At 35.9% G+C, this 21,723-nt stretch carries 19 protein-coding genes; 1 reads left to right on the top strand and 18 read right to left on the bottom strand.

Annotated features, from left to right (window positions below; all coding sequences use genetic code 11):
• Both HZF24_RS01370 and HZF24_RS01365 read right to left on the bottom strand, forming a co-directional pair.
• Complete coding sequence (locus HZF24_RS01370) at window positions 1–1,602, bottom strand: NAD(P)/FAD-dependent oxidoreductase (protein WP_179236461.1); 1,602 nt, start codon at window positions 1,600–1,602, stop codon at window positions 1–3.
• A 233-nt stretch (window positions 1,603–1,835) separates the two neighbouring features.
• Window positions 1,836–2,261: an Lrp/AsnC family transcriptional regulator gene (locus tag HZF24_RS01365; RefSeq protein ID WP_179236460.1), complete on the bottom strand. Its 426-nt coding sequence runs from the start codon at window positions 2,259–2,261 to the stop codon at window positions 1,836–1,838.
• A 313-nt stretch (window positions 2,262–2,574) separates the two neighbouring features.
• On the opposite strand from HZF24_RS01365, the gene HZF24_RS01360 reads away from it, so the two are divergent.
• Window positions 2,575–3,906 carry an oxaloacetate decarboxylase subunit alpha gene (locus tag HZF24_RS01360; protein ID WP_179236459.1) on the top strand — a complete coding sequence of 444 codons (1,332 nt, stop codon included), beginning with the start codon at window positions 2,575–2,577 and terminating at the stop codon, window positions 3,904–3,906.
• 25 nt (window positions 3,907–3,931) lie between these two features.
• Here HZF24_RS01360 and HZF24_RS01355 read toward each other — a convergent pair whose 3' ends face one another.
• The 16 genes from HZF24_RS01355 to HZF24_RS01280 form a co-directional block, all read right to left on the bottom strand.
• Complete coding sequence (locus HZF24_RS01355; RefSeq protein WP_179236458.1) at window positions 3,932–5,383, bottom strand: 4-hydroxyphenylacetate 3-hydroxylase family protein; 1,452 nt, start codon at window positions 5,381–5,383, stop codon at window positions 3,932–3,934.
• 28 nt (window positions 5,384–5,411) lie between these two features.
• Window positions 5,412–7,016 (bottom strand): gamma-glutamyltransferase family protein, encoded by a 1,605-nt coding sequence (locus HZF24_RS01350; RefSeq protein ID WP_179236457.1) that lies wholly within the window; start codon window positions 7,014–7,016, stop codon window positions 5,412–5,414.
• A 97-nt stretch (window positions 7,017–7,113) separates the two neighbouring features.
• A complete protein-coding gene (locus HZF24_RS01345; protein ID WP_246345902.1) occupies window positions 7,114–7,761 on the bottom strand; it encodes a GntR family transcriptional regulator in 648 nt (215 codons plus the stop codon).
• A gap of 90 nt (window positions 7,762–7,851) precedes the next feature.
• The gene (gene nifJ / locus HZF24_RS01340; RefSeq protein WP_179236456.1) at window positions 7,852–11,370 is read right to left on the bottom strand and encodes a pyruvate:ferredoxin (flavodoxin) oxidoreductase; all 3,519 of its coding nucleotides are present in this window, start codon (window positions 11,368–11,370) and stop codon (window positions 7,852–7,854) included.
• A 45-nt stretch (window positions 11,371–11,415) separates the two neighbouring features.
• A complete protein-coding gene (locus tag HZF24_RS01335) occupies window positions 11,416–12,000 on the bottom strand; it encodes a hypothetical protein (protein ID WP_179236455.1) in 585 nt (194 codons plus the stop codon).
• A 25-nt stretch (window positions 12,001–12,025) separates the two neighbouring features.
• Entirely contained in the window at window positions 12,026–12,541 is a 516-nt protein-coding gene (locus HZF24_RS01330; RefSeq protein WP_179236454.1) for a molybdopterin-binding protein, read from the bottom strand.
• On the bottom strand, window positions 12,538–12,900 hold the full coding sequence (locus HZF24_RS01325; protein ID WP_179236453.1) for a hypothetical protein: 363 nt from the start codon (window positions 12,898–12,900) through the stop codon (window positions 12,538–12,540). Before HZF24_RS01325 ends, HZF24_RS01330 begins: the two co-directional genes overlap by 4 nt.
• Before the next feature lie 61 nt (window positions 12,901–12,961).
• Entirely contained in the window at window positions 12,962–13,984 is a 1,023-nt protein-coding gene (locus HZF24_RS01320) for a hypothetical protein (RefSeq protein WP_179236452.1), read from the bottom strand.
• A gap of 21 nt (window positions 13,985–14,005) precedes the next feature.
• Entirely contained in the window at window positions 14,006–14,389 is a 384-nt protein-coding gene (locus HZF24_RS01315) for a hypothetical protein (RefSeq protein ID WP_179236451.1), read from the bottom strand.
• A gap of 44 nt (window positions 14,390–14,433) precedes the next feature.
• Window positions 14,434–15,717 carry a TRAP transporter large permease gene (locus HZF24_RS01310; RefSeq protein ID WP_179236450.1) on the bottom strand — a complete coding sequence of 428 codons (1,284 nt, stop codon included), beginning with the start codon at window positions 15,715–15,717 and terminating at the stop codon, window positions 14,434–14,436.
• Between the two features lie 3 nt (window positions 15,718–15,720).
• Entirely contained in the window at window positions 15,721–16,206 is a 486-nt protein-coding gene (locus HZF24_RS01305) for a TRAP transporter small permease (protein ID WP_179236449.1), read from the bottom strand.
• A gap of 91 nt (window positions 16,207–16,297) precedes the next feature.
• The gene (locus HZF24_RS01300) at window positions 16,298–17,293 is read right to left on the bottom strand and encodes a TRAP transporter substrate-binding protein (protein ID WP_179236448.1); all 996 of its coding nucleotides are present in this window, start codon (window positions 17,291–17,293) and stop codon (window positions 16,298–16,300) included.
• 272 nt (window positions 17,294–17,565) lie between these two features.
• Window positions 17,566–18,588, bottom strand: coding sequence for a zinc-dependent alcohol dehydrogenase (locus tag HZF24_RS01295; protein ID WP_179236447.1), 1,023 nt, complete (start codon window positions 18,586–18,588; stop codon window positions 17,566–17,568).
• Window positions 18,589–18,627: 39 nt separating this feature from the next.
• A complete protein-coding gene (locus HZF24_RS01290; protein WP_179236446.1) occupies window positions 18,628–19,896 on the bottom strand; it encodes a nickel pincer cofactor-dependent isomerase, group 22 in 1,269 nt (422 codons plus the stop codon).
• Window positions 19,897–19,949: 53 nt separating this feature from the next.
• Window positions 19,950–21,233, bottom strand: coding sequence for a TRAP transporter large permease (locus HZF24_RS01285; RefSeq protein ID WP_179236435.1), 1,284 nt, complete (start codon window positions 21,231–21,233; stop codon window positions 19,950–19,952).
• Window positions 21,221–21,718 (bottom strand): TRAP transporter small permease, encoded by a 498-nt coding sequence (locus HZF24_RS01280; RefSeq protein WP_179236434.1) that lies wholly within the window; start codon window positions 21,716–21,718, stop codon window positions 21,221–21,223. The genes HZF24_RS01285 and HZF24_RS01280 overlap by 13 nt, the downstream gene beginning before the upstream one ends.
• Window positions 21,719–21,723: the final 5 nt, after the last annotated feature.

The following is a 21,723-nucleotide window of genomic DNA, read 5'->3' as shown; positions in this document are numbered from 1 at the left end:
TCATTCCTTCTTATTCATTGGTTTATAAAGTTTTATAATTTGTTCTGCTACTTTTAGGCCATCTATTGCGGCAGACATTATTCCTCCCGCATATCCGGAGCCCTCTCCGCAAGGATATATGCCTTTTATATTGCTTTGCAAATCATCATCTCTGTTTATACGCAGAGGTGACGATGTTCTTGTTTCAACACCTGTCAGCACAGCATCGTCTCTGTCAAAGTTTTCGAGCCATTTTCCGAATGCGGTTATTCCTTCAATCAGGCTTTCACACACATAGTCAGGCAAACAATCCCACAGATTAGAAAATGTCGCACCGGGTCTGTAAGTTGGATAAATTTCACCGAAGGATGCAGAAACCCGTTTTTCCTTAAAGTCCTTAAACAGCTGCACGGGAGCGTGATAATTACTTCCGCCTAACTCAAAAGCTTTTCTTTCATATTCTCTTTGAAATTCGATTCCTGCCAACGGATTTTCTTCTCCTCCAAAATCCTCCGGATTAATCTGAACTACAATTGCCGCATTTCCGTTTTCTAAATCCCTGTCATGAAAACTCATGCCATTTGTAACAACATGGTTATTCTCAGAACTAGAAGCGGTAACTACCCCGCCCGGACACATACAAAATGTATATACACTTCTTCCGTTTTTACTTTTATGAACAAATTTATAATCAGCGGGACCTAATTTTGGATGACCTGCAAGATTTCCATACTGTGATTCACTTATCATCCTCTGCGGGTGTTCAATTCTTACACCTATCGCAAACGGTTTTGCTTTCAATTCAACCTTGTCATTCAGCATTTCAAATGTATCTCTTGCACTGTGTCCTATTGCAAGCACCAATACATCAGTATCAATTATATCACTTTCCGTTATAATACGGTACACACTGTTATCTTTGATTTTAATATCTGTCAGCTGTTCTTCAAATCTGAAGGTTCCGCCTAAGCTTATTATTTTCTTTCTTATGTTTACCAGAACGTTTCTTAATAAATCCGTGCCTATGTGGGGCTTGTTTAAATACGTTATTTCATCAGGTGCACCTGCATCGACGAATTCTTCTAAAACCTTTTTTCCCCGTTTAGATCTGTCCTTGATTAATGTATTAAGCTTTCCGTCTGAAAAGGTACCTGCACCGCCTTCGCCGAACTGTATGTTTGACCTTTCGCTCAATGTACCGTCCTTCCAAAACTTATCTATATCTTTAACTCTTTCTTTAACTTTTTTTCCTCTTTCAAGAATAATCGGACTGTAACCCTTTTCTGCAAGCAATAAAGCGCAAAAAAGTCCCGCAGGACCGCTTCCGACAACAACAGGTCTGTTATTAAGCAGCTTCTCACCCGTTGCTTCAACTTCATATATGAATGGTTCAACCACCGTAACATTAGTGTTTCTTTTGGAAATTTTAATATCGTTATAAAGTTCGATATCCAAAGCATAAATAAATAAAATTTCATCCTTTTTTCTTGCATCTATGGATTTTCGAAATATTGATAAGGACTTTATATCCTCCTTTTTAACCTTTAAGCTTTCTGCTGCTTTTATATATAAATCTTCCTGATTATGGTCTATCGGGAGCTTGACTTGCTGTATTCTTAACATTAATTACACCTCTTAAGTTTGAATCTTGCTCATCTTAACTAAATTATCGCTTCAATATTATACCATAAATTAAAAAATAATCTATGTAAAATTGAGCACATTAAATATATTATGATACTCACGGCAAAATTTATGCCCCGGAGAATCAATCAAATCGGCTGGGTCATAAAAAAACAATAAAGCTGCAGCTTTAATGTTTTATCTCCCTACCTGTATTAACGATAATCCTTGCTTTAAATTTCTTTACCTTCTATAGGGCTGGACATTATTATGAATGTTTCTGTGTTCCCAAAAAATTGAACCTTTCCCACAAGCTCCTCCAGGTGATTCATTTCTCTTAAATAAGCTTTCATAATCATGCTGTGGGGACCTGTAACATGGTAACACTCCACAATTTCCTCCGATTTTTTAGCAAACTCTAAAAAACCTTCCTGTTTTTCCGGCTTTATAGAAGCATTAATCAAGACACATATGGGTTTCCCAACCTTTTCATTGTTTACTACCGCTTTATATCTTTCGATAACTCCGTCATCCTCTAATCTCTTAACTCTTTCAGCAACTGCAGGCGGGCTCAAAGATACTTCCTTGCCTAATTCCTTCATAGATATTCTTCCGTCATGTTGCAATATGCTGATTATTTTCAAATCTGTTTGATCCATAATTACCGCCTTATTTAATTAGTTATATTTTGCAAATTGTTTTTTATCTATAAGTATTTTCTTTAACTTTATTATTTAAATTATGTACTTATACTAATATTCATGATATTATACTGATAATTAAAAATATGTTAAAAATACATAAAAGACTTATGTCTATGTATCTTTAACTGTATTTATTATATCACACATATATTATTTATATCAAGAAAAAGCTTAATATAGTATGGATAAATATGTAAAATAGCAATTAAAGAATATAAATTTTTTATAATATGATAATAAATTAAAAAATTATAATGGAGGAGGTACTATGATTAAAATTACTGAAACGTCCTTGAGAGACGGACACCAATCACTAATTGCCACGAGATTGACAACAGACGAAATATTGCCCATTTTATCAGAAATGGATAAAGCCGGATTTCATTCTATGGAGGTCTGGGGAGGTGCCACATTTGATACCTGTCTCAGATTTTTAAACGAAGATCCGTGGGAAAGATTAAGAAAAATAAGAGCCAATGTTAAAAACACTAAGCTTCAGATGCTTTCAAGAGGTCAGAACATCCTTGGATATAAGAATTATCCCGATGACATAGTTGAAAGATTTTTAAAGAATGCAATATTCGAAGGAATTGATATAGTAAGAGTATTCGATGCATTAAATGACATCAGAAACTTGAAAAAATCGATTGAAGTTATAAAAAAAGAGGGTGCGCACTGCCAATGTGCAATTTCTTACACCATAAGCCCGGTTCATACGACAGAATATTATTTGAGCTTAATTAAAAATTTTGAAGATGTAGGTGCTGATTCTATTTGTATAAAGGATATGTCAGGTATACTGCTGCCTTATGAAGCTTACAATTTAGTTAAGGCAATCAAGGGGGTTACCGGTCTTCCTTTAGAATTCCACACGCACTGTACAAGCGGTGTAGCACAAATGGCAATGATGAAAGCAATAGAAGCAGGTATTGACATTGTGGATACTGCAATTTCTCCGCTGTCTTCCGGTACATCACAGCCTGCTACAGAATCCTTGGCATTTACATTACAGGGAACAGAATATGATCCGAAACTGAATGTGGATAGCTTAAACAATACTGCAGAATATTTCAGAGATATTATAAAAAAATATCAGGAGGACGGTACGTACAACATCAAGGTTCTTATGACCGAACCAAATACGTTACAATACCAGATACCCGGCGGAATGCTGTCAAATCTCTTATATCAAATGAAATCATTAAATGCAAGTGATAAGTATGATGCCGTACTGGCTGAGGTTCCTAAAGTCAGAGAGGACTTAGGTTATCCTCCGTTAGTAACTCCGATGAGTCAAATGGTTGGTGCACAGGCGGTTTTCAACGTAATTTCAGGAGCAAGATATAATATTATTCCGACTGAAATTAAAAATTACGTAAAGGGTCTTTACGGTAAACCGGCAGCACCTATCGACGAAGAAATAAAAGAAAAGATAATCGGAAATGAAGAAGTTATAACCGTCAGACCGGCTGACTTATTATCTGACGAATATGATAAATTAAAAGCTGAAATAGGTGACTTAGCAAAATCAGAGCAAGATGTTCTATCATATGCACTATTCCCGCAGGTTGCTAAAGCATATTTTGAAAAAAGAAATTAAAATACAGGGGCTTAGCCCCTGTATTTTAATTTTCTATCTTTGCTATTTTTTTAGCCAATTCTTTTTTGCCGTTAATGTTTCCTTGTCTTGAAATCATAATTCTCTGTGCCTGAGGCGAACCTGCTCCGTGCATTGATTCTGTTCTGTATCCCACAGCCGCCGTTCCAAGTGTTATGTTTTCGATTAATCTTAAAATCTTCAATCTGTCTTCTACAGAAACACCTTCAACGCCTTTTAGATATTTTTCTATATATGGTCCTAATTTCGGGTCCCTCAAATCTTTTTCCGAAGGCGCCGTAACCATTAAACCGCCTGCGATATCTTCTGCCAGTCTTGCTATTTCGTAAGGGAATCTCGTTATATTTTGCTTACACACATTAGCAAGCAGCAAATCGATAATATAGTTTCCTGATTCGGTCTTGCTTCCTTCTGCAGAACAAGCTATGCCGCAGCTGTACAATGTTTCATTTAAATGAGTCATTTCAATCAGCTTATCCTTTACATGAGATGCTTTCTGAGCACCGTTGTAATCTGCAATCAAAGCAGCCGCACCGATTAAAACATCGCCGACTCCTACCTTGCAGCCGCCGTAGCTTTGTCTGTGGTAACCTGCAAATCTTTCTACCATCATACCTGCAAATTCAGTTTCACCGTTTAAAAACAATCTGTCATTCGGTACAAAAACATCTTCAAAAACCATGAGTGCTTCCATGCCGCCATATTCACAATTACCTACATCTAAATTCGAACCTTCTAATTTTCTTGTATCGCAGGATTGTCTTCCGATAATCATGAAGATTCCTTCTGCATCCATAGGAACAGAAAAAGCAATTGCATAATCCTTATCGTCCGGACCTAATGCGATAGTTGGCATTACTAAAACTTCATGTGAATTGCACGCACCTGTCTGATGAGCTTTTGCCCCTCTTACAACGACTCCGTCCTCTCTTCTTTCAACTACACGCAAATACATATCCGGATCAGATTGCTTGCTTGGTGATAATGACCTGTCTCCCTTTGGATCGGTCATTGCCCCGTCAACAGTTAAATCACTCTGCTGTACATACTTCATATACTTTACAAAATTCTCAAAATATTTAGTTCCGAATTTCTTATCTGTTTCATAAGTTGTGCTGTAAACAGCATTGAACGCGTCCATTCCTACGCATCTCTGAAAGCACGAAGCAGTTTTCTGTCCTAACAATCTCTGCATTTTCACTTTCTTTATTAAATCATCGGAATTTTGATGTAAATGTGTAAAGCGATTTATTTTTTCACCTGTCAAAGATGATGTTGCTGTCATTAAATCTTCATATTCCGGCATTTGCGCCAAATCATATGTTGCCTTAACCGAATTAAGAGAAGGTCTTAATATAGGATTGTCAACCGCACTCTCTATTTTTTCACCGAACATGTAAATTTGCATGTTCATCTTTTTTATACTTTCTATATATTGTTCACCTGTCATTAAAGCCATTATATACCTCCTGATAATATGCTTTTTTCTACCAAACAGCAATATGACCGTCTGTTCTTTTTTCTGTTCCTCCGCATAAGGTTCCTTCTTCGGTTCTAAGAATCATCTGACCCCTGCCAAAGGTTGATACCTCCGGCTGAATTTTAACTTCATGCCCTCTGCTGATTAAATCATTTATTATATGATTCGGAACATCCTGCTCTACCTGAATTTGCTTATCTTTTATCCACTGCCACCTCGGAGCATCAATAGCTTCCTGTGGATTCATATTAAAGTCTATAAGATTGGTTACTACCTGCACATGACCTTGTGGTTGCATAAAAGCGCCCATTACCCCGAATGGTCCGACTGCTTTTCCATCTTTCATCAGAAATCCCGGAATTATCGTATGGTATGTTTTCTTATGCGGCAGCAGACAGTTATCATGACAATCGTCAAAGCTGAAATTATGTCCTCTGTTTTGCAGTGCTATACCGGTTTCGGGTATAACCATGCCGGAACCAAAGCCTGAATAATTGCTTTGAATATATGAAACCATGTTTCCTTCATCATCAGCCGTACACAAATAAACTGTTCCGCCGCTGTTCGGGTCTCCTACTTCCGGTGTTAAAGCCGTGTTTTTTATAGATTCTTTTCTTAATCTGCCGTAGCTGTCAGATAATATTTTCTTAATATCTGCTTTCATATGGTTAGCATCTGTAATATACTTTTGTCCGTCGGCAAACGCAAGTTTTATAGCTTCAATTTGTTTATGGTACGTATCACTGTCATCTTTATATTTAAAATCAAAATCTTTTAAAATATTTAGTGCCATTAAAGCCACTAAGCCTTGTCCATTAGGTGGTATTTCTAAAACATCATATCCTTTATAATTAATTGATATCGGTTCTACCCATTCAGGCTTATAATCCATTAAATCTTCTTTAGTTATAAACCCTTTATATTGTTTAAAGAACGAATCAAATTTATCGGCAATGTGCCCCTTATAATATGATTCACCGTAGGTTTCTCCTATTGATTTCAGGGTTTCCGCATGATGCGGCAGCTTCCAAAGTTCTCCGAATTTTGGTGTTGTACCGTTTTTAGTAAACGTATCGAACCAATGCTTAAACTCTTCACCCTTCTCGCTTCTATAAATATGATATGCTTCATCCCATGCCTGCTTAACATTTACGGAAACCGTAAAACCGTATCTTGCATAGTTTATCGCCGGCTGTAACACTTCAATAAGAGACAGCTTCCCAAACTTTTTAGATAGCTCTGACCACGCCGCAGGGGCACCGGGTACCATAACGGGTATTACTCCATATTTAGGTATCTCTTTTAAACCTCTCTCTTTCAGCTTATCTATTGATATGCTATAGGGTGAATATCCGCTGCCGTTTAAGCCATAAATCTTATCCTTAAACCATACTATGGCAAAGGCATCGCTTCCTAATCCGTTTGAAGTAGGTTCTACTACAGTCAGGCAGGCAGCTGTTGCAATCGCAGCATCTACAGCATTTCCACCCTTTTTTAATATTTCCAAACCTGCTTGTGCTGCTAAGGGCTGCGATGTCGCAACCATTCCTTTATGTCCGTATACTACATTACGTTTTGATGAATACTTGTATTCTTCCGGCTTAAAATTCATGCATGCCTCCTGTATTCTGATTGCTCAAGAATTTCCCCAAATATCAGGGAAAATTAATATATATAATCTAAATGCCTCAACTTTGCCCTTTGTTTGTTCAATTTAAATACATATTTATTATTTCTTGATCAATATTAAAAAAGTCTTCTAAATGTTGACACAATATAATTTTTACTCTTTTATAGTCACGTTCAAATAATGCATCAACTATTTCACTATGTTTACTGATTTGATTAATACTGTCCTCAATATTTGTATACTTTGATATCTGAACAATGTGAATTTTCATATATAACTTCTCTTGGCTCTCAATTAACAAATCATTTCTTCCTATTTTAGCAATCTCAAGATGAAATTGTGAATCCAAGGAAATTCGTTCATAAATATCTCCCTTTTCAGCGCTGATCCTGCACTTTTCCGCAATTTCCTTTAATTGAGAAAAGTCAGAATTAGAACCGTTTCTTATAGCTAATTGACACGAAAGGATATCTTGAGATAATCTCAGTTCTCCAATTTTTTTTATGTCATTCTCATTATATTGTTTTACTTCAGAATATCGATTAGGATAAATTGAAACCAGTCCCTCTTCACTGAGCTTTCTGATAGCTTCTCTGACAGGTGTTCTGCTGCATTTAACAATCTCAGTGATTTTCTCTTCGGGTATTTTTTCACCCGGTCGAATTTCTAAATGTAAAATCATATCTTTTATCTTTTCATATACCCTTGTGCTTGTACTTATGCTCATTATTTTATTGCTCGCTTCCATGTCAATCTGCCCCCATTGCCAATTTTTACATAATTATATATTAATTATCTAAATATTTCAATATTTAAATTATCTCTCTGCCAAACGCTTATAATTATTCAACCTCTCATTGGCATCAATTTCGGCTTTCGCGAACAACTCTTTAGCTTTTTCAGGATACTGCTTTAACAAAGAAGAATATCTTACCTCACTCAATAAAAATTCCTCAAAACTTGCCGTTGGTTCACCGCTATCCAAAGTAAACGGATTTTTGCCTTGCTCTTTCAACATTGGGTTGTATCTGTACAGTGACCAATATCCTGCTGCTACTGCACGTTTTTCCTGATTTTGTGTTTTCCCCATTCCATCTTTGATTCCATGATTGACACAAGGTGCATAAGCAATAATCAAAGAAGGTCCCGGATATGCCTCCGCTTCTAAAATTGCCTTAAGTGTTTGGTTTTGATTCGCACCCATGGCTACTTGTGCAACATAAACATATCCATAGCTCATTACCATCATACCCAAGTCTTTTTTCTTTGTTTTTTTACCGGATGCGGCAAATTTAGCAATAGCAGCAGTCGGAGTTGATTTTGATGACTGACCCCCGGTATTTGAATAAACCTCGGTATCAAATACCAATACATTAATGTCTTCACCTGCTGCAAGTACATGGTCTAACCCGCCGTAACCTATGTCATAGGCCCAACCGTCACCGCCGAATATCCAGTTAGATTGTTTGACAAAGACATCTCGTCTTTCATATATTTCTTCATATTCAGGTATTTCTTTATAATTTTCGAGAGCATTAGCAAGCTTTTCCGCTCTTTCACGAGTTCCCGACGATATGGCATAACCCTCTACCCATTCTTTCATTACTTCTTTTAATTCTTCGTCCGCTGCATTCTCAAGAAGAACTTTTACTTTCTTCAGAACAGAATCTCTTATTGTCAATGTGCCTATATGCATTCCATAACCATATTCGGCATTATCTTCGAAAAGTGAGAATCCCCAAGCCGGTCCATATCCTCTTTTGTCCTTTTTAAACGGAATAGATGGAGCTGATCCTCCCCATACCGTAGTGCATCCTGCTGCATTTGAAATAACCATTCTGTCACCAAACAATTGAGTTACCAGTTTGGCATATGGCGTTTCACCGCAACCGGCACATGCACCGGAGAATTCAAAATACGGCATTGCAAATTGACTTCCCTTAACCGTAGATTTTTGCTTGTCTGTAACTTCTGTCAGTTCTAGTTCCTTTGCATAATTCCACATGCTTACAAATTCATCTTTTTTATCTGACAAATTCCTCATTTCAAGTGCTTTTTCCTTAGCGGGACAAACATCTGCACAGTTACCGCAGCCGGTGCAGTCCAAAGCAGACATTGCCATATAAAACTGTTTATCTTTATATCCTATAGCAGTCTTTGTTTCAATTGCTGCAGGTGATGCTTCAACCTGCTCTGCAGATAACAGCATTGGTCTTAACACCGAATGGGGGCAAACAAATGAACATTGATTACATTGAATACATTTTTCTGCATCCCAATAAGGTACATCCACAGCTATTCCACGTTTTTCATACTGAGTTACGTCAGTTGGATAAGTACCGTCTTCTATTCCGTTAAAAGCACTTACCGGTAATGAATCTCCTTTTTGCCTGTTCATAGGAATCATGATGTTTTTTACAAATTCAGGTAATTCCTGAACAATATCTTTATCTTCATCTTTTGATGTTTTCCAGCTATCAGGTACTTCAACCTTTACAATTGCATTAACTCCGGCATCAATTGCACTATTGTTCATATCAATAACATCTTGTCCTTTTCTTCCATAGCTTTCAATTACTGCCTCTTTTAAAAGCTTAACTGAATTTTCTAAAGACATCACATTTGATAATTTGAAAAATGCGGCTTGCATAATCATGTTAATTCTATTGCCAAGTCCTAAATTTCTTGCAATTTCAACTGCATTTATTACATAAAAATCAGCTTTTTTATCTGCCAGCTTCCTCTTAATTGCAGAAGGCAATTCTTTTTCCAGCTCTTTTTTATCCCAAGTGCAGTTTAATAAGAATACTCCGCCCTCTTTTAAATCATCTACCAAATCATATTGATTTACATAGGCAGGATTATGGCAGGCAATAAAATCAGCAGAATTGATTCCATAAGGAGATTGAATTTGATCATCACCAAATCTTAAATGAGAAATTGTAACTCCGCCTGATTTTTTAGAATCATATGCAAAATATGCCTGAACATATTTATCAGTGTTATCACCTATAATTTTTATAGCTGATTTATTAGCACTTACCGTACCGTCCGAACCTAGTCCCCAGAATTTACATGCAATTGTACCTGCAGGAGACGGATTGAATTTTTTGTCGTAAGGAACAAGGGATTTATTTGTTACATCATCTACTATTCCCACAGTAAAACCGTCAACAGGAATCTCCTTCTCCAGGTTTGTGAAAACTTCCATAACATTTGCAGGTGTAAACTCTTTTGATCCAAGACCATAACGACCTCCGACAATTAAAGGAGTATTTTCTTTTCCGTAAAATGCATTTTTAACATCTAAGAAAAGAGGCTCTCCCGAAGCTCCGGGTTCTTTTGTACGATCTAAAACAGCTATGCGCTTTACCGTATCCGGTATTGCTTCTAACATATGTTTTATTGAAAACGGCCTGAATAAATGAACTTCCAACAATCCGTAATTTGAACCGTTCTTATTGAAATATTCAATTGTTTCCCTTATAGTGTCGCAGCCTGATCCCATGGCAATTATTATATTTTCTGCCTTTGAAGAACCGTAATAATTAAATAATTTATAATCCCTGCCGGTTAGTTTGTTAATTTCATCCATATAATATTGAACAGTTTCCGGAACAGGTTCGTAGAATTTATTTATAGCCTCTCTTGTTTGAAAGAAGACATCAGGATTTTGTGTCGTACCGCGAAGAACCGGTCGGTTAGAATTCAAAGAATTATTTCTAAACCTTCTTACAGCATCCATATCTACTAATTTAGCTAATTCATCATATTCTAATATTTCTATCTTTTGCATTTCATGGGATGTCCTGAATCCGTCAAAAAAATGAAGAACAGGAATTCTTGTTTTTATTGCTGCCAAATGAGCTATAGAACCTAGGTCCATACATTGCTGTACACTGCTTGATGCCAGCATGGTAAAACCTGTCTGACGCGTTGACATAACATCCTGATGGTCTCCGAAAATACTAAGTGCATTTGAAGCCAATGAACGCGCACTTACATGGAATACTGCAGGTAATAATTCTCCTGCTATTTTATACATATTTGGTATCATTAACAGCAATCCCTGTGAAGCCGTATAGGTTGTTGATAATGCTCCGCCTTGTAATGATCCGTGCAAAGCGCCGGCAGCACCCCCTTCTGATTGCATTTCCTTTACCACTACTTCGTTACCAAATATATTTTTTACACCGGCAGATGCCCATTCATCAACATGCTCTGCCATTGACGAGGAAGGCGTGATTGGAAATATCGCTGCCATATCTGTAAAGGCATAGGATGCATAGGACGCTGCCATGTTCCCATCCATTGTTTGAGTTTTTCTCTTACTCATTAATTAGCTCCTTTCATTTTTTATAATTTTAAAATTTCATATTGTTTAGTTGAAAGTTTTATAGTGTTTACCATTGTTATCAGACACATATATACCACCCTGACTCATATAACCGCTTCCATCTTCCACGAGGATATATAAATCGGTAATTTCACTAAGTTTATTTATTACTGTATCAATACTATGTTTTTCTTTTTTATATTCTGTTAATATATTCTTTAGCTTTAATCCATCAGAATAAGAGCCTTTAAAAGCAACTCCCGGACCCCCGGGGAATGATATTGAATATATGTCCGTTATTATCTGCTCAATTTCCTCTTGAGCTGATTCATTTTGTTTCCATGGACTTCCTATAATACCGCCTGTCTTATTTTTTATATTGTCAATTGATATAGAAGCACCAACTACCGGTACCCATTCAGGAGATATTTTTTTTATTGCTTCAGCCAATGTGTAATCAATAATATATTCATCAATCGACTGTCCTAACATAAGCTTACTTATCTTTTCATATGTGTTGCTTGCTTCAAGCTTTTTACCTTTTGGGCAGAACCCACCAACAATAATACTAAATTTATCTTTAGTAAGTGTTTTTATTAAAAAAGATTCATATGCAATTGTATTTTTCATTTTACTCCCATAATAGTCAGTTCAGTTATAAAAAGTATTGGGCCTTTACCGCATTTGCCATGTTTATGTTAATTTGCTTTAAATCACTGCTGTTTTCTTCATACGACTTTTTAAAAGCTTCTATAGCAGCACGGGCTTCCTGATATGGTCCCGGAACATTAATAATCATAGTTTTATTTACTTCTCCGCAAATTAACTTACTCCACATGTGACCATTTTTTCCATAGAGTTCAGTTGAATATTTTTCGTCTAATATGGAGTCCAACGAAGTATGAGTATAATCTTTACACAATGTTGAACTATATCTGTGGCCCCCGCCTGATCCGCCTATTAATATAATCAAATCTACATTTTTATTTATGTAGCTCCTGACACAATCAGTTATCATATTTTCAACGTCAGCTATCGGTTCATTTCTTATTACTAAACATTTGTTGTTAATGCTTAATAAAACCTGCATTATCATGGGGCTGTCAGTGTCTAAAATTATACCTGATCTAAGTTCATCTCCGGTTGGGATAATTACAGCCTTGTTAATCAAATATTCTGCCACCTTTCTCCTTTACATCCGCTTTCCGCATATTCCGGTATAGAATCTATATCAACACTCTGAATTTTTTTTACGGAGGACAGGGAAGTAACATCAGATATGGTTATGCCGTCTGCTAAAGCTATGGCTTTAATTAAGCCGGTTTCTTCTCTTAATATGTCTTCTTCTTCAATTCCGTAAATGTCCATCTCTATTGAAGACCCTGACACACCGATAATTCTTATTAAACTTTTTAGTTTGTCTTTTAATATTTCTTCAAGTTGTTGTATGTTTAGCCCTTTGATCTCTAACCCTGTAATTTTAACTACAGTTTTATCAACCTGTACTATGATTTTAGTATCTTCCTGCATACAGTCACCCCATTAATTACATGACGAGAAGTTTCCTTCTCGCCGGTATAGTTTCATTATTTTATACTTCTACATAGTTAACTTGTACTATATCACTAACATTAAACCTGCGTGGATTGTCAATTCCCGGAATAATTTCATGTGCTCTTTCAATTATTTCCTCAGGTGTTAATTCTTCTACATCTGCCTTAATCCATTCCTTGGTACATCCGACGCTTGCTAATTCAGCATAAGCATTTTCTTCTATATTCTCATAATCCGGTTTAATCTTCATATGTCTGGCTATAGATAACACTGACGGAGACGCTCCTATGTCCCTGCCCGGTACAGCACCTGCCTGCAATGCATTAATCATTGATTTTGCAAGTTCGCTTTTATCAGCTGCAATTACAGGAATATGACTTTTTAAAAATTTAGCATATTCACCTGAGTTATGCGCCGTTTTGCCGCATTTCCACTGTCTTCTGGGAACTATACGTCCGTATTCTTCTCCTACAACCATTCCTATGCCGACAGAAATAGTCCAGCCGGTGCCTCCTACTTCCACTTTACCATCTTTCATAATTTCAACCTGGCCTGAAATAGGAAGAAGTAATTCCTCCATATTAATATAATGCATCATTTCAGTTCCTGAGTTGTTATTTCCGGCCCTTCCCGTCAGTACTGCATTATGAATCGGAATCGATTTAGTGTTAGGATTTGGTCCCATAAATAATTTTCTGTCAGGGAATAATTTTTTCCATTGTTTTAAATGAGGCTCTTCTTTTATAAGCTCTTCTGAATATGGGATTTCCACCATTTCAAGATAACCGAAATCTTTGTTAATTTTGCCGTAATCAGATGCTGCCATACAAACCATTGCACCGTCAAGCATGATACCATTACTGTTTGTTGTTGTAGCTGTCATATCAAACATATTTAAACCAGCCGGTCCCGGAATTGTAGCAGCTATTTTTTCGCATGCTTCATACATTGTCAGATTACAAGCTTTAACGTCTGCATAATCTATAAAAACTGCCGTTACCGGTATGTAAATATCATTTAACATTCCTTCGGGAATAATTTTATATTTTAATTTGCTCATTTTATACCTCCATTCTATTTATTAATGTTTTCCGATTGATGGTCTTCTATCTATAATGTCCGGACAGTCATGAATCAAAATATCTTCTGTAGGGTGCAAAATATTAATCGTTTCAAGTATAGCGTGAACAGGATTTCCATCTTTATCAAAGCCACGGATTACAGCGCTATGCATAGACTCGGGAATACGAGGAATAACAGCGACCTCGATTTTGTAAACATCTTCCTTCTTAGCTAAATCTTCCACTGCACGTTCGATTCTGCCTGTTCTGTTAGATTGCATCTTAGCAGTCTTTAAATTTTCCAAGCCTACAACATCGCATTCTTTATAAATTGAACCCATCGTTGCAGCTACAGCCTTCATTTTACGAATGAATTCTGGTAACTTTGTGTGCATTAATTTCATAATACAACCTCCTAGTTTATATTTAATTATAATAACTTTCTGTTTTAAGAACCCATTATCAGATTAAGCGGTGCCATTACTAAAGATGGGAAGAAAGTTAATAGTAACAATATAACTATTTCCACTATCAAGAATGGGATAATTGCTTTAGATAATCTGACAATATCTATCTTTGAAACACCACATCCAACGTATAAAACTGTACCTACCGGCGGTGTAATTAAACCTATGCAGAGATTTAAGCACATAATTAAAGCAAAGAAATACGGATCAATGCCTGCCTGTTGTATAACCGGGAAAAGAACAGGTCCAAATATTAAGATATTTGGAGTTAAATCCATTACCATGCCAAGTACAAATAAAAACATATTAATAATTAATAGTAATAGCATTGGTTTGTCTATAAACGGCATTAACGTTGTAACCATTTGAGCAGGCACCTGAGCCATTGTAATATAGAAGCCTACTGCGTTGGCTGCAGCCACTATCAACATTACTGTTGCTGTACTTTTTGATGCTGCTGAAAATATATCTCCAAATTTATGAAAATCTAATTCTTTATAAACAAACTTGCATACTATTAACGAATATACAACTGCAAAAGCTCCGGCTTCAGTAGGTGTAAAAATACCAAACCTAATACCTCCGACTATTAATACAGGCATCATTAAAGCAGGCATAGAATCTTTAAGAATTGCATTCCTTTCCTCTTTTGTAAAAGTCATTGTATCTGTATAACCATCTTTCCTTACGACGAAAAACCAAACAACCATCAAAGCAAGACCCAGAATTGCACCTGGAATTAATCCTGACATAAAAAGCCTTGTAACTGAAAGATTAGTAGCTGTACCCAACACTATCATCGGAATACTCGGTGGAATAATTGGAGCAATTACTGCACCCGCGCAAATAAACGCTGTCGCTCTGTCAATTTTATAACCATTTTCTCTCATCATGGGAATCAATATACCGCCAAGCGCCGCCGCATCGGCTACCGCACTTCCTGAAAGCCCGGAGAACACAATGCTTGCTAATATAGCAACATATCCTAATCCACCCTTATACCTACCTACCGCCAAATTAGATGCATTAACAATTCTGGCTGATAATCCTCCTTGAGACATAATCTCTCCTGCCAGCATAAAAAAGGGAATTGCCATTAAAGGGAAGCTGTTTGTGCCAGAAACCATTGCTTGAGCAATTGACAGAAGGTCGAACTGTCCTACCAAAACCATTAAAACAATTGAGCATATAACTAAAACCAAAGCTATAGGAATGCCCAAAGACATAAACCCAAATAAAGATACTAAAAAAGCACCTAATGCCATTAATTATTCCCCCTTTCTCATATCTTTTAAATTTTTAACAAAATCTTGCATAATCACTATAGTTGAACCGATAATCATTATTAAAAACCCACTTACTATAATTCCAAAATTAATACCCGTTGCTACCGATTTATAAGTAGAAGCGGAAAGTGTATATTTAACTCCGCCGATTATTAATAAAATCATTGTTATTAAAACTATTAATTGTGCTAAAACATAAACTGCTATTTTAGCTTTGCCCTTTAGATTATCAGTTAAAATGGTTACTGATACATGAGCTTTGTCCTGAAAAGCGGCTATTACGCCAAAAAATACAGTCCACATAAAAAAGAATCTTGCATATTCTTCTGATACCGGAATTGTAGCTTTAAATACATAGCGCATAATGGCATTTATAAAAACCAATACTACCATTGCTGACAAAAACAAAATCATAGAGCCTTGAAATATTTTAATAATTGTACTCTTTTTCTCTTTATCCTTTACCAAAGTTCAATTTCCTCCTTGTATAAACTTATTATCAAGAATTTGGTATAAAGTCATCTAATATTAAATAACTTTATACCAAGATTAAAAGATTTTATTTTACAGCTTCAACCATTTCTGCCCATTCCTTACTTCCCGGATATTCATTATAGAAAAACTCTCTTGAAGGTTCAGCAGCTTCAACAAGTTGTGATTTAAAAGCTTCATCAGGTACTACAATCTTTATTCCCGCATCTTTAAGTATCTGAACTGAATTGTTTTCTTGCTCTATATTAATGTCAAATGTGTATGAAATTGCTTCATTAGCTGCATTAATTACTACTTCCTGTAATTCTTGAGGTAAGCTTTGGAAGAATTTTTCATTCATGTACCAACCATGTGTTGTAAATATATGGTTGGTTTCAAGAATATAATCCTGAATTTCATAGTATTTACTTGTTTCTATTGTCGCATATGGATTTTCTTGAGCTTCAACTACACCTTGTTCCAGAGAACTAAATAACTCAGTTAATGGAAGAGCTACAGGGCTCGTACCAATTGCTTCTGCAAGTTTAATATAAAATGGAATATTTGGTACTCTTATACGCAATCCCTTTAAATCATTCATATTATTAAGTTCTTTATTTGAAGATATAACCCTGAAGCTTCTTGGTGCAAACCCAAGAGTTCTTATACCTAAATTTTCTATCATTCCTTCAGTAAGAACATCTGTCATTTTTTCATCCGTTAATACAGCCTTTGCATGATCCCAATCTCTAAATAAAAATGGCATTTCAGGCGCACCTACAAGGCGTTGAAGCTGAGCCATAACACTTCCGGGTGAAGCCATTTGAATAGTACCCTGTCTTAACGTATCTAAATATGTATCGGCAGAACCTAATTGAGCGTTCGGATATAATTCTACAACTATTTTTCCGTCTGATCTGCTTTCAACCAGTTCTTTAAACTTTTTTAAACCTAATGTTTCGGGATCGTTATCAGCTAATATGCTAGCTACTTTAATTGTATACTCATCTTTTGATCCACCACAACCTGTAAGCATTGTTGCGACTAACATTATTGCCATTAAAATACTTAAAATCTTTTTCATACTAATCTCCCATTTTAAATTATTTGTTATAAATGCTTTAATTACAGAAAATATATCAAATCGAATTTTACACTTTCTCCTCCTTTTAGCAAATTCAATAATTTATCGTATAATTCAACGCATGAACCATATACGCCTTGTTTTGATTGATTGATTTCACTCTTAATTGTATATAATTATATAAAATTGTATACAATTTGTCAAGATATTTACCTTTGTGAATAAAGATTTAAACCGAACATCTATTACCTTGTACAAGTCTTGCTAAAAGATTAATTTACTACCGTTACTTTTATCAGGTTGCCAGGGTTTACAGCTAGGTTTGCCATGGTTTCCGGTAAGTCTCTCAATGCAATTTCCTTACTTAGAATAGGCTCTACATTCAATAATCCATCGTTAAGATATCCAACTACTTCTTTAAATTCATCATATCCGTATAAAAATGAACCTTTAACTTTTAGTTCTCTTGTTACGACTTGCTGCATTTCTAAATCTATATGCTTAGAGCTGATTCCAATCCAGACAGCCGTGCCTCCAAACGCCATTGCATCTATCCCTTGTTTTACGGTTTCGGTAATTCCGACAGCTTCCGCTACTGATTCGACACCCTTATTATTAGTTGCAGCCATAATAATTTCTTGCAAATTGTCTGCAGCAGAGTTAATAACAATATCTGCACCCATCTGTTTTGCAATTTTTAACCGATAATCACTCAAGTCAGAAACAAAGATTCTATTTGGATTTTGCATTTTTACACAAGCTAAAGCCAGTAACCCGATTGTCCCTGCACCTATTATAAGAACATCTTTTCCGCTTAAATCTCCAAGATGCCTTACCGCCCTGTAGGAAACTGCCAACGGCTCCATAAGGCTTCCTACCTTATATGAAATATTATCATTAAGCTTAAAACATACTTTAGATGGTACACAAATATACTCAGCAAAGGCACCGTCAACATCTAAAACGCCAAATGCCCTTTTGTTAAGGCACAAATGCATATCTCTCTTTTTGCACATTTCACATTCACCACAAAAATCCAAAGGGTAAACTGCTACTCTATCACCTGTTTTGAGGTCGTTTACACCTTCTCCAAGCTGTATTATTTCACCGGCAAATTCATGTCCCATAATTACAGGCGGAATTCTTCTGCCTGTAATCCCTAAATATCCATGTATATCGCTTCCGCAAATACCACATGCTCTAATCTTTATTTTTACTTCATTATATTTTGGCGATACATCATCTACATCCTTATAAGTCAGAACATTAGGTCCTTCATATATCACAGCTTTCATTTATCTCGCCCCCTTAGTCATGTATTAATTAATTTTTGCTTAAAATAAGTTTCCTTGTTCATCAAATTCAAAAGATTCAAGATCACTTAATATTTCTATTTTTTCATTGTTCTTTACTTCATTCAGCAAGCTCTCGGAAACAAACATTTCGCTCATGCTTAATGTATCTTTAATTCTCACAATTCTTAAGTTTTCAGGTTCTTCGGAACACACTGCTCTGATAGCCAGCTGTATTGCACGTTTATCGCTGCTCATAGCAATCGGAATTCTCGCACCTATTATAGCTATAGCAGTTACAGCATTTGCATACATTGCATCTGTCTTTAACTTATCGAAAATTCTTTTTGTAGTTACGTCTGAAAGTCCTACACCAAAAGCATTTGATCCTGATTCCTTCGTTGTATCCAGGGTAACAATTTTATTAATTCTTATTTCTTTATTTTTGTAACCAATCATTCCCCTGCCTATTATGTTTGGATCCATACCGTTACCGCTTATGTTTTTTCCTATTTCATCAACAATTAAAACATCAATATCGTTAAAAAGAAACTTAGGAAGCTGTTTCTTGGATTTTATTAATAATTCAGCTTCGGATTCAGCAATTTTTGCTGTTGGTATAAATTCAATATGACTGGTTTCGTCATATGCATTCTCTAAAAGACCTACACCAAATATTATATTTCCATGTTTCAATGCATGTCTTGCGACAGATATTATTCTGGGTGCCGCTTTTCCCAGCCCCAAAGCATGTACTACCTGTGCTCCCAGATGGTTTCCCAAGCCTACAGCTATCATTTTATGAAGACCACTTTCTATTTCTCCGTCTATATCCGTATGTGCTTTTATTCTTCCTAAAACTATAACTCCATCAAGTTCACTGGCAATCTTATCATAATATACCTCCAAACCTGTTTCAGTAGTTCCAAGGTTAATAACTTCCATGCTGGATTTTATTTCTGCTCCTACGTATTCTTCTGTGATACCCAGCCCTCTGATAAAATCTGCCTGTCCTTCTGCAATTGCACCTCCATGGCTTCCCATACTTGGAAGTATAATTGGAGTGGCACCTAAATCTTTGATATTACTGCATAAAAATTTCACTATATCTTTGAGATTTGCAAGACCTCGGCTGCCAACGGTTATACCTATTGTTTGATTTGCTTTTATCGTTCTTTTTATGTCTTCTCTTTGAAATTGTAAGTTAATATGTTTCTCAACATCATCAATCTTAGTTGTATCAAAAAATTGTTTAATGCGAGCAAATTTAGGAACTTCAATATTATCAAGCATGCTTCCTATAACATCCATTGTATAACACCTTCTTTATTTTTATTAATACATATATTTCTAAAAAAACTAAACTATTTACCGTACAGTCTCGGTAAAGTCAGAGAAATTTCAGGGAAAACCGTTATTAATGCTAATGCCACAAGCATACAGATGAAAAATGGTATTACGCCTTTTACTACATCCTCTAATGGTGACTTTGCAACTCCGCATGCAACAAATAAGTTAACTCCCAATGGAGGGGTAATAAATCCTATTGCAAGATTTGTAACCATTATTATACCAAAATGTATTGGATCAACTCCGATAGCTAAAGCTACAGGAAGCAATATCGGTGATAGTATAATAATTGCAGCAGTCGTATCCATAAAACATCCTACAAATAAAAGTAATATGTTTATCAGAAACAGTACTACATATGGATTGCTTGAGAACGAAGAAATAGCATTTGCTATCATAATAGGAATTTGCTCAAGTGTTAATATTCTCCCGAAGGTTGTTGCTGTTCCCACTATTATCATAACCGTTGCAGTCGTTAAAGCTGAACTGGCTATAACTTCAGGCAATTCTGACAGCTTAAGATCTTTATGTACGAATACTCCCACAACAAAACCATATATTACCGCTACTGCTGCTGCCTCCGTCGGAGTAAATATCCCACCGTATATTCCTCCTAATATTATGACAGGAACTAACAATGACCACTTTGCTTCGTAAACTGCATTCCATTTTTCTCTTGCACTGTATATAACCTGATCTCCTTTATATCCCATCTTTTTTGATGTAATATAACTGTAGGCTATAAGAATTGTACCTATTAAAGCTCCCGGAACAAAACCGGCAAGAAACATCGTGCTTATTGACACGCTTGTAGATACTCCATACATTACCATCGGTATACTAGGGGGTATAATAACTCCTATACTTCCTGCCGTAGCATTCAATCCGCTTGAAAAGTTTTTATCATATCCCTTATTAATCATAGCAGGTATCATAATGCCGCCTATTGCCGCCACAGTTGCAGGACCTGAGCCTGAAATAGCCGCAAAGAACATACATACGATTATTGTCACTATTGCTAATCCGCCTGTATACCTTCCGACGAAAACACTGGCAACATCAATTAATCGTTTTGAAATTCCCCCCTTACCCATTAAATCTCCTGCTAAGATAAAAAAGGGTATCGCCATTAACGGAAAGGAATCTGTTGCTGTAACTAAGCTCTGGGAAAGATAAGAAACTAACAAGTCACCGCTGTAAAGTATGGTGCATATTGAAGCAATCCCTAAAGCTATTCCCACCGGTGTATTTAAAATAAGAAATATAACGAACGAACCAAAAAGAATTAATGATGACATTGAATATCTTCTCCTTTCAATAAATTGATATGTTTAATGATATTCTGTACTAATCTTAAGCTAACCATTGCAAATCCTACAAATGGTGCTAAATATACAAGACCCATAGGTAAACCTACAGCCGGAGAAGTTTGTCCGCTCATAATAATCTTACCGCTTACTCCATATGAGGTAACCACAATTATTACTGCGAAAGCTAAAAATAAAATATCACCAATTAAAGATATGTATTTTCTCATCTTTTTAGGAAACATATACATTGCTGCATCAACCTTTATATGCCTGTCGGCTTTTACTCCATAACTGATACCTATATACGTTAACCATACAAACATATACCTTGCAATTTCCTCTGACCATGATAATGATGATTGCAATACGTATCTCATAAATACTTGTAAACCGATAATGACACTTGATGCACCCAGCAAAATAACTAAAATAATTTTTTCTAAATTATCATCTATAAATTTTAGTATTTTCATACAGT

Source organism: Sedimentibacter hydroxybenzoicus DSM 7310, from assembly GCF_013403245.1.
GTDB lineage: Bacteria > Bacillota > Clostridia > Tissierellales > Sedimentibacteraceae > Sedimentibacter > Sedimentibacter hydroxybenzoicus.
This window is presented reverse-complemented; position numbering and strand designations above follow the sequence as displayed.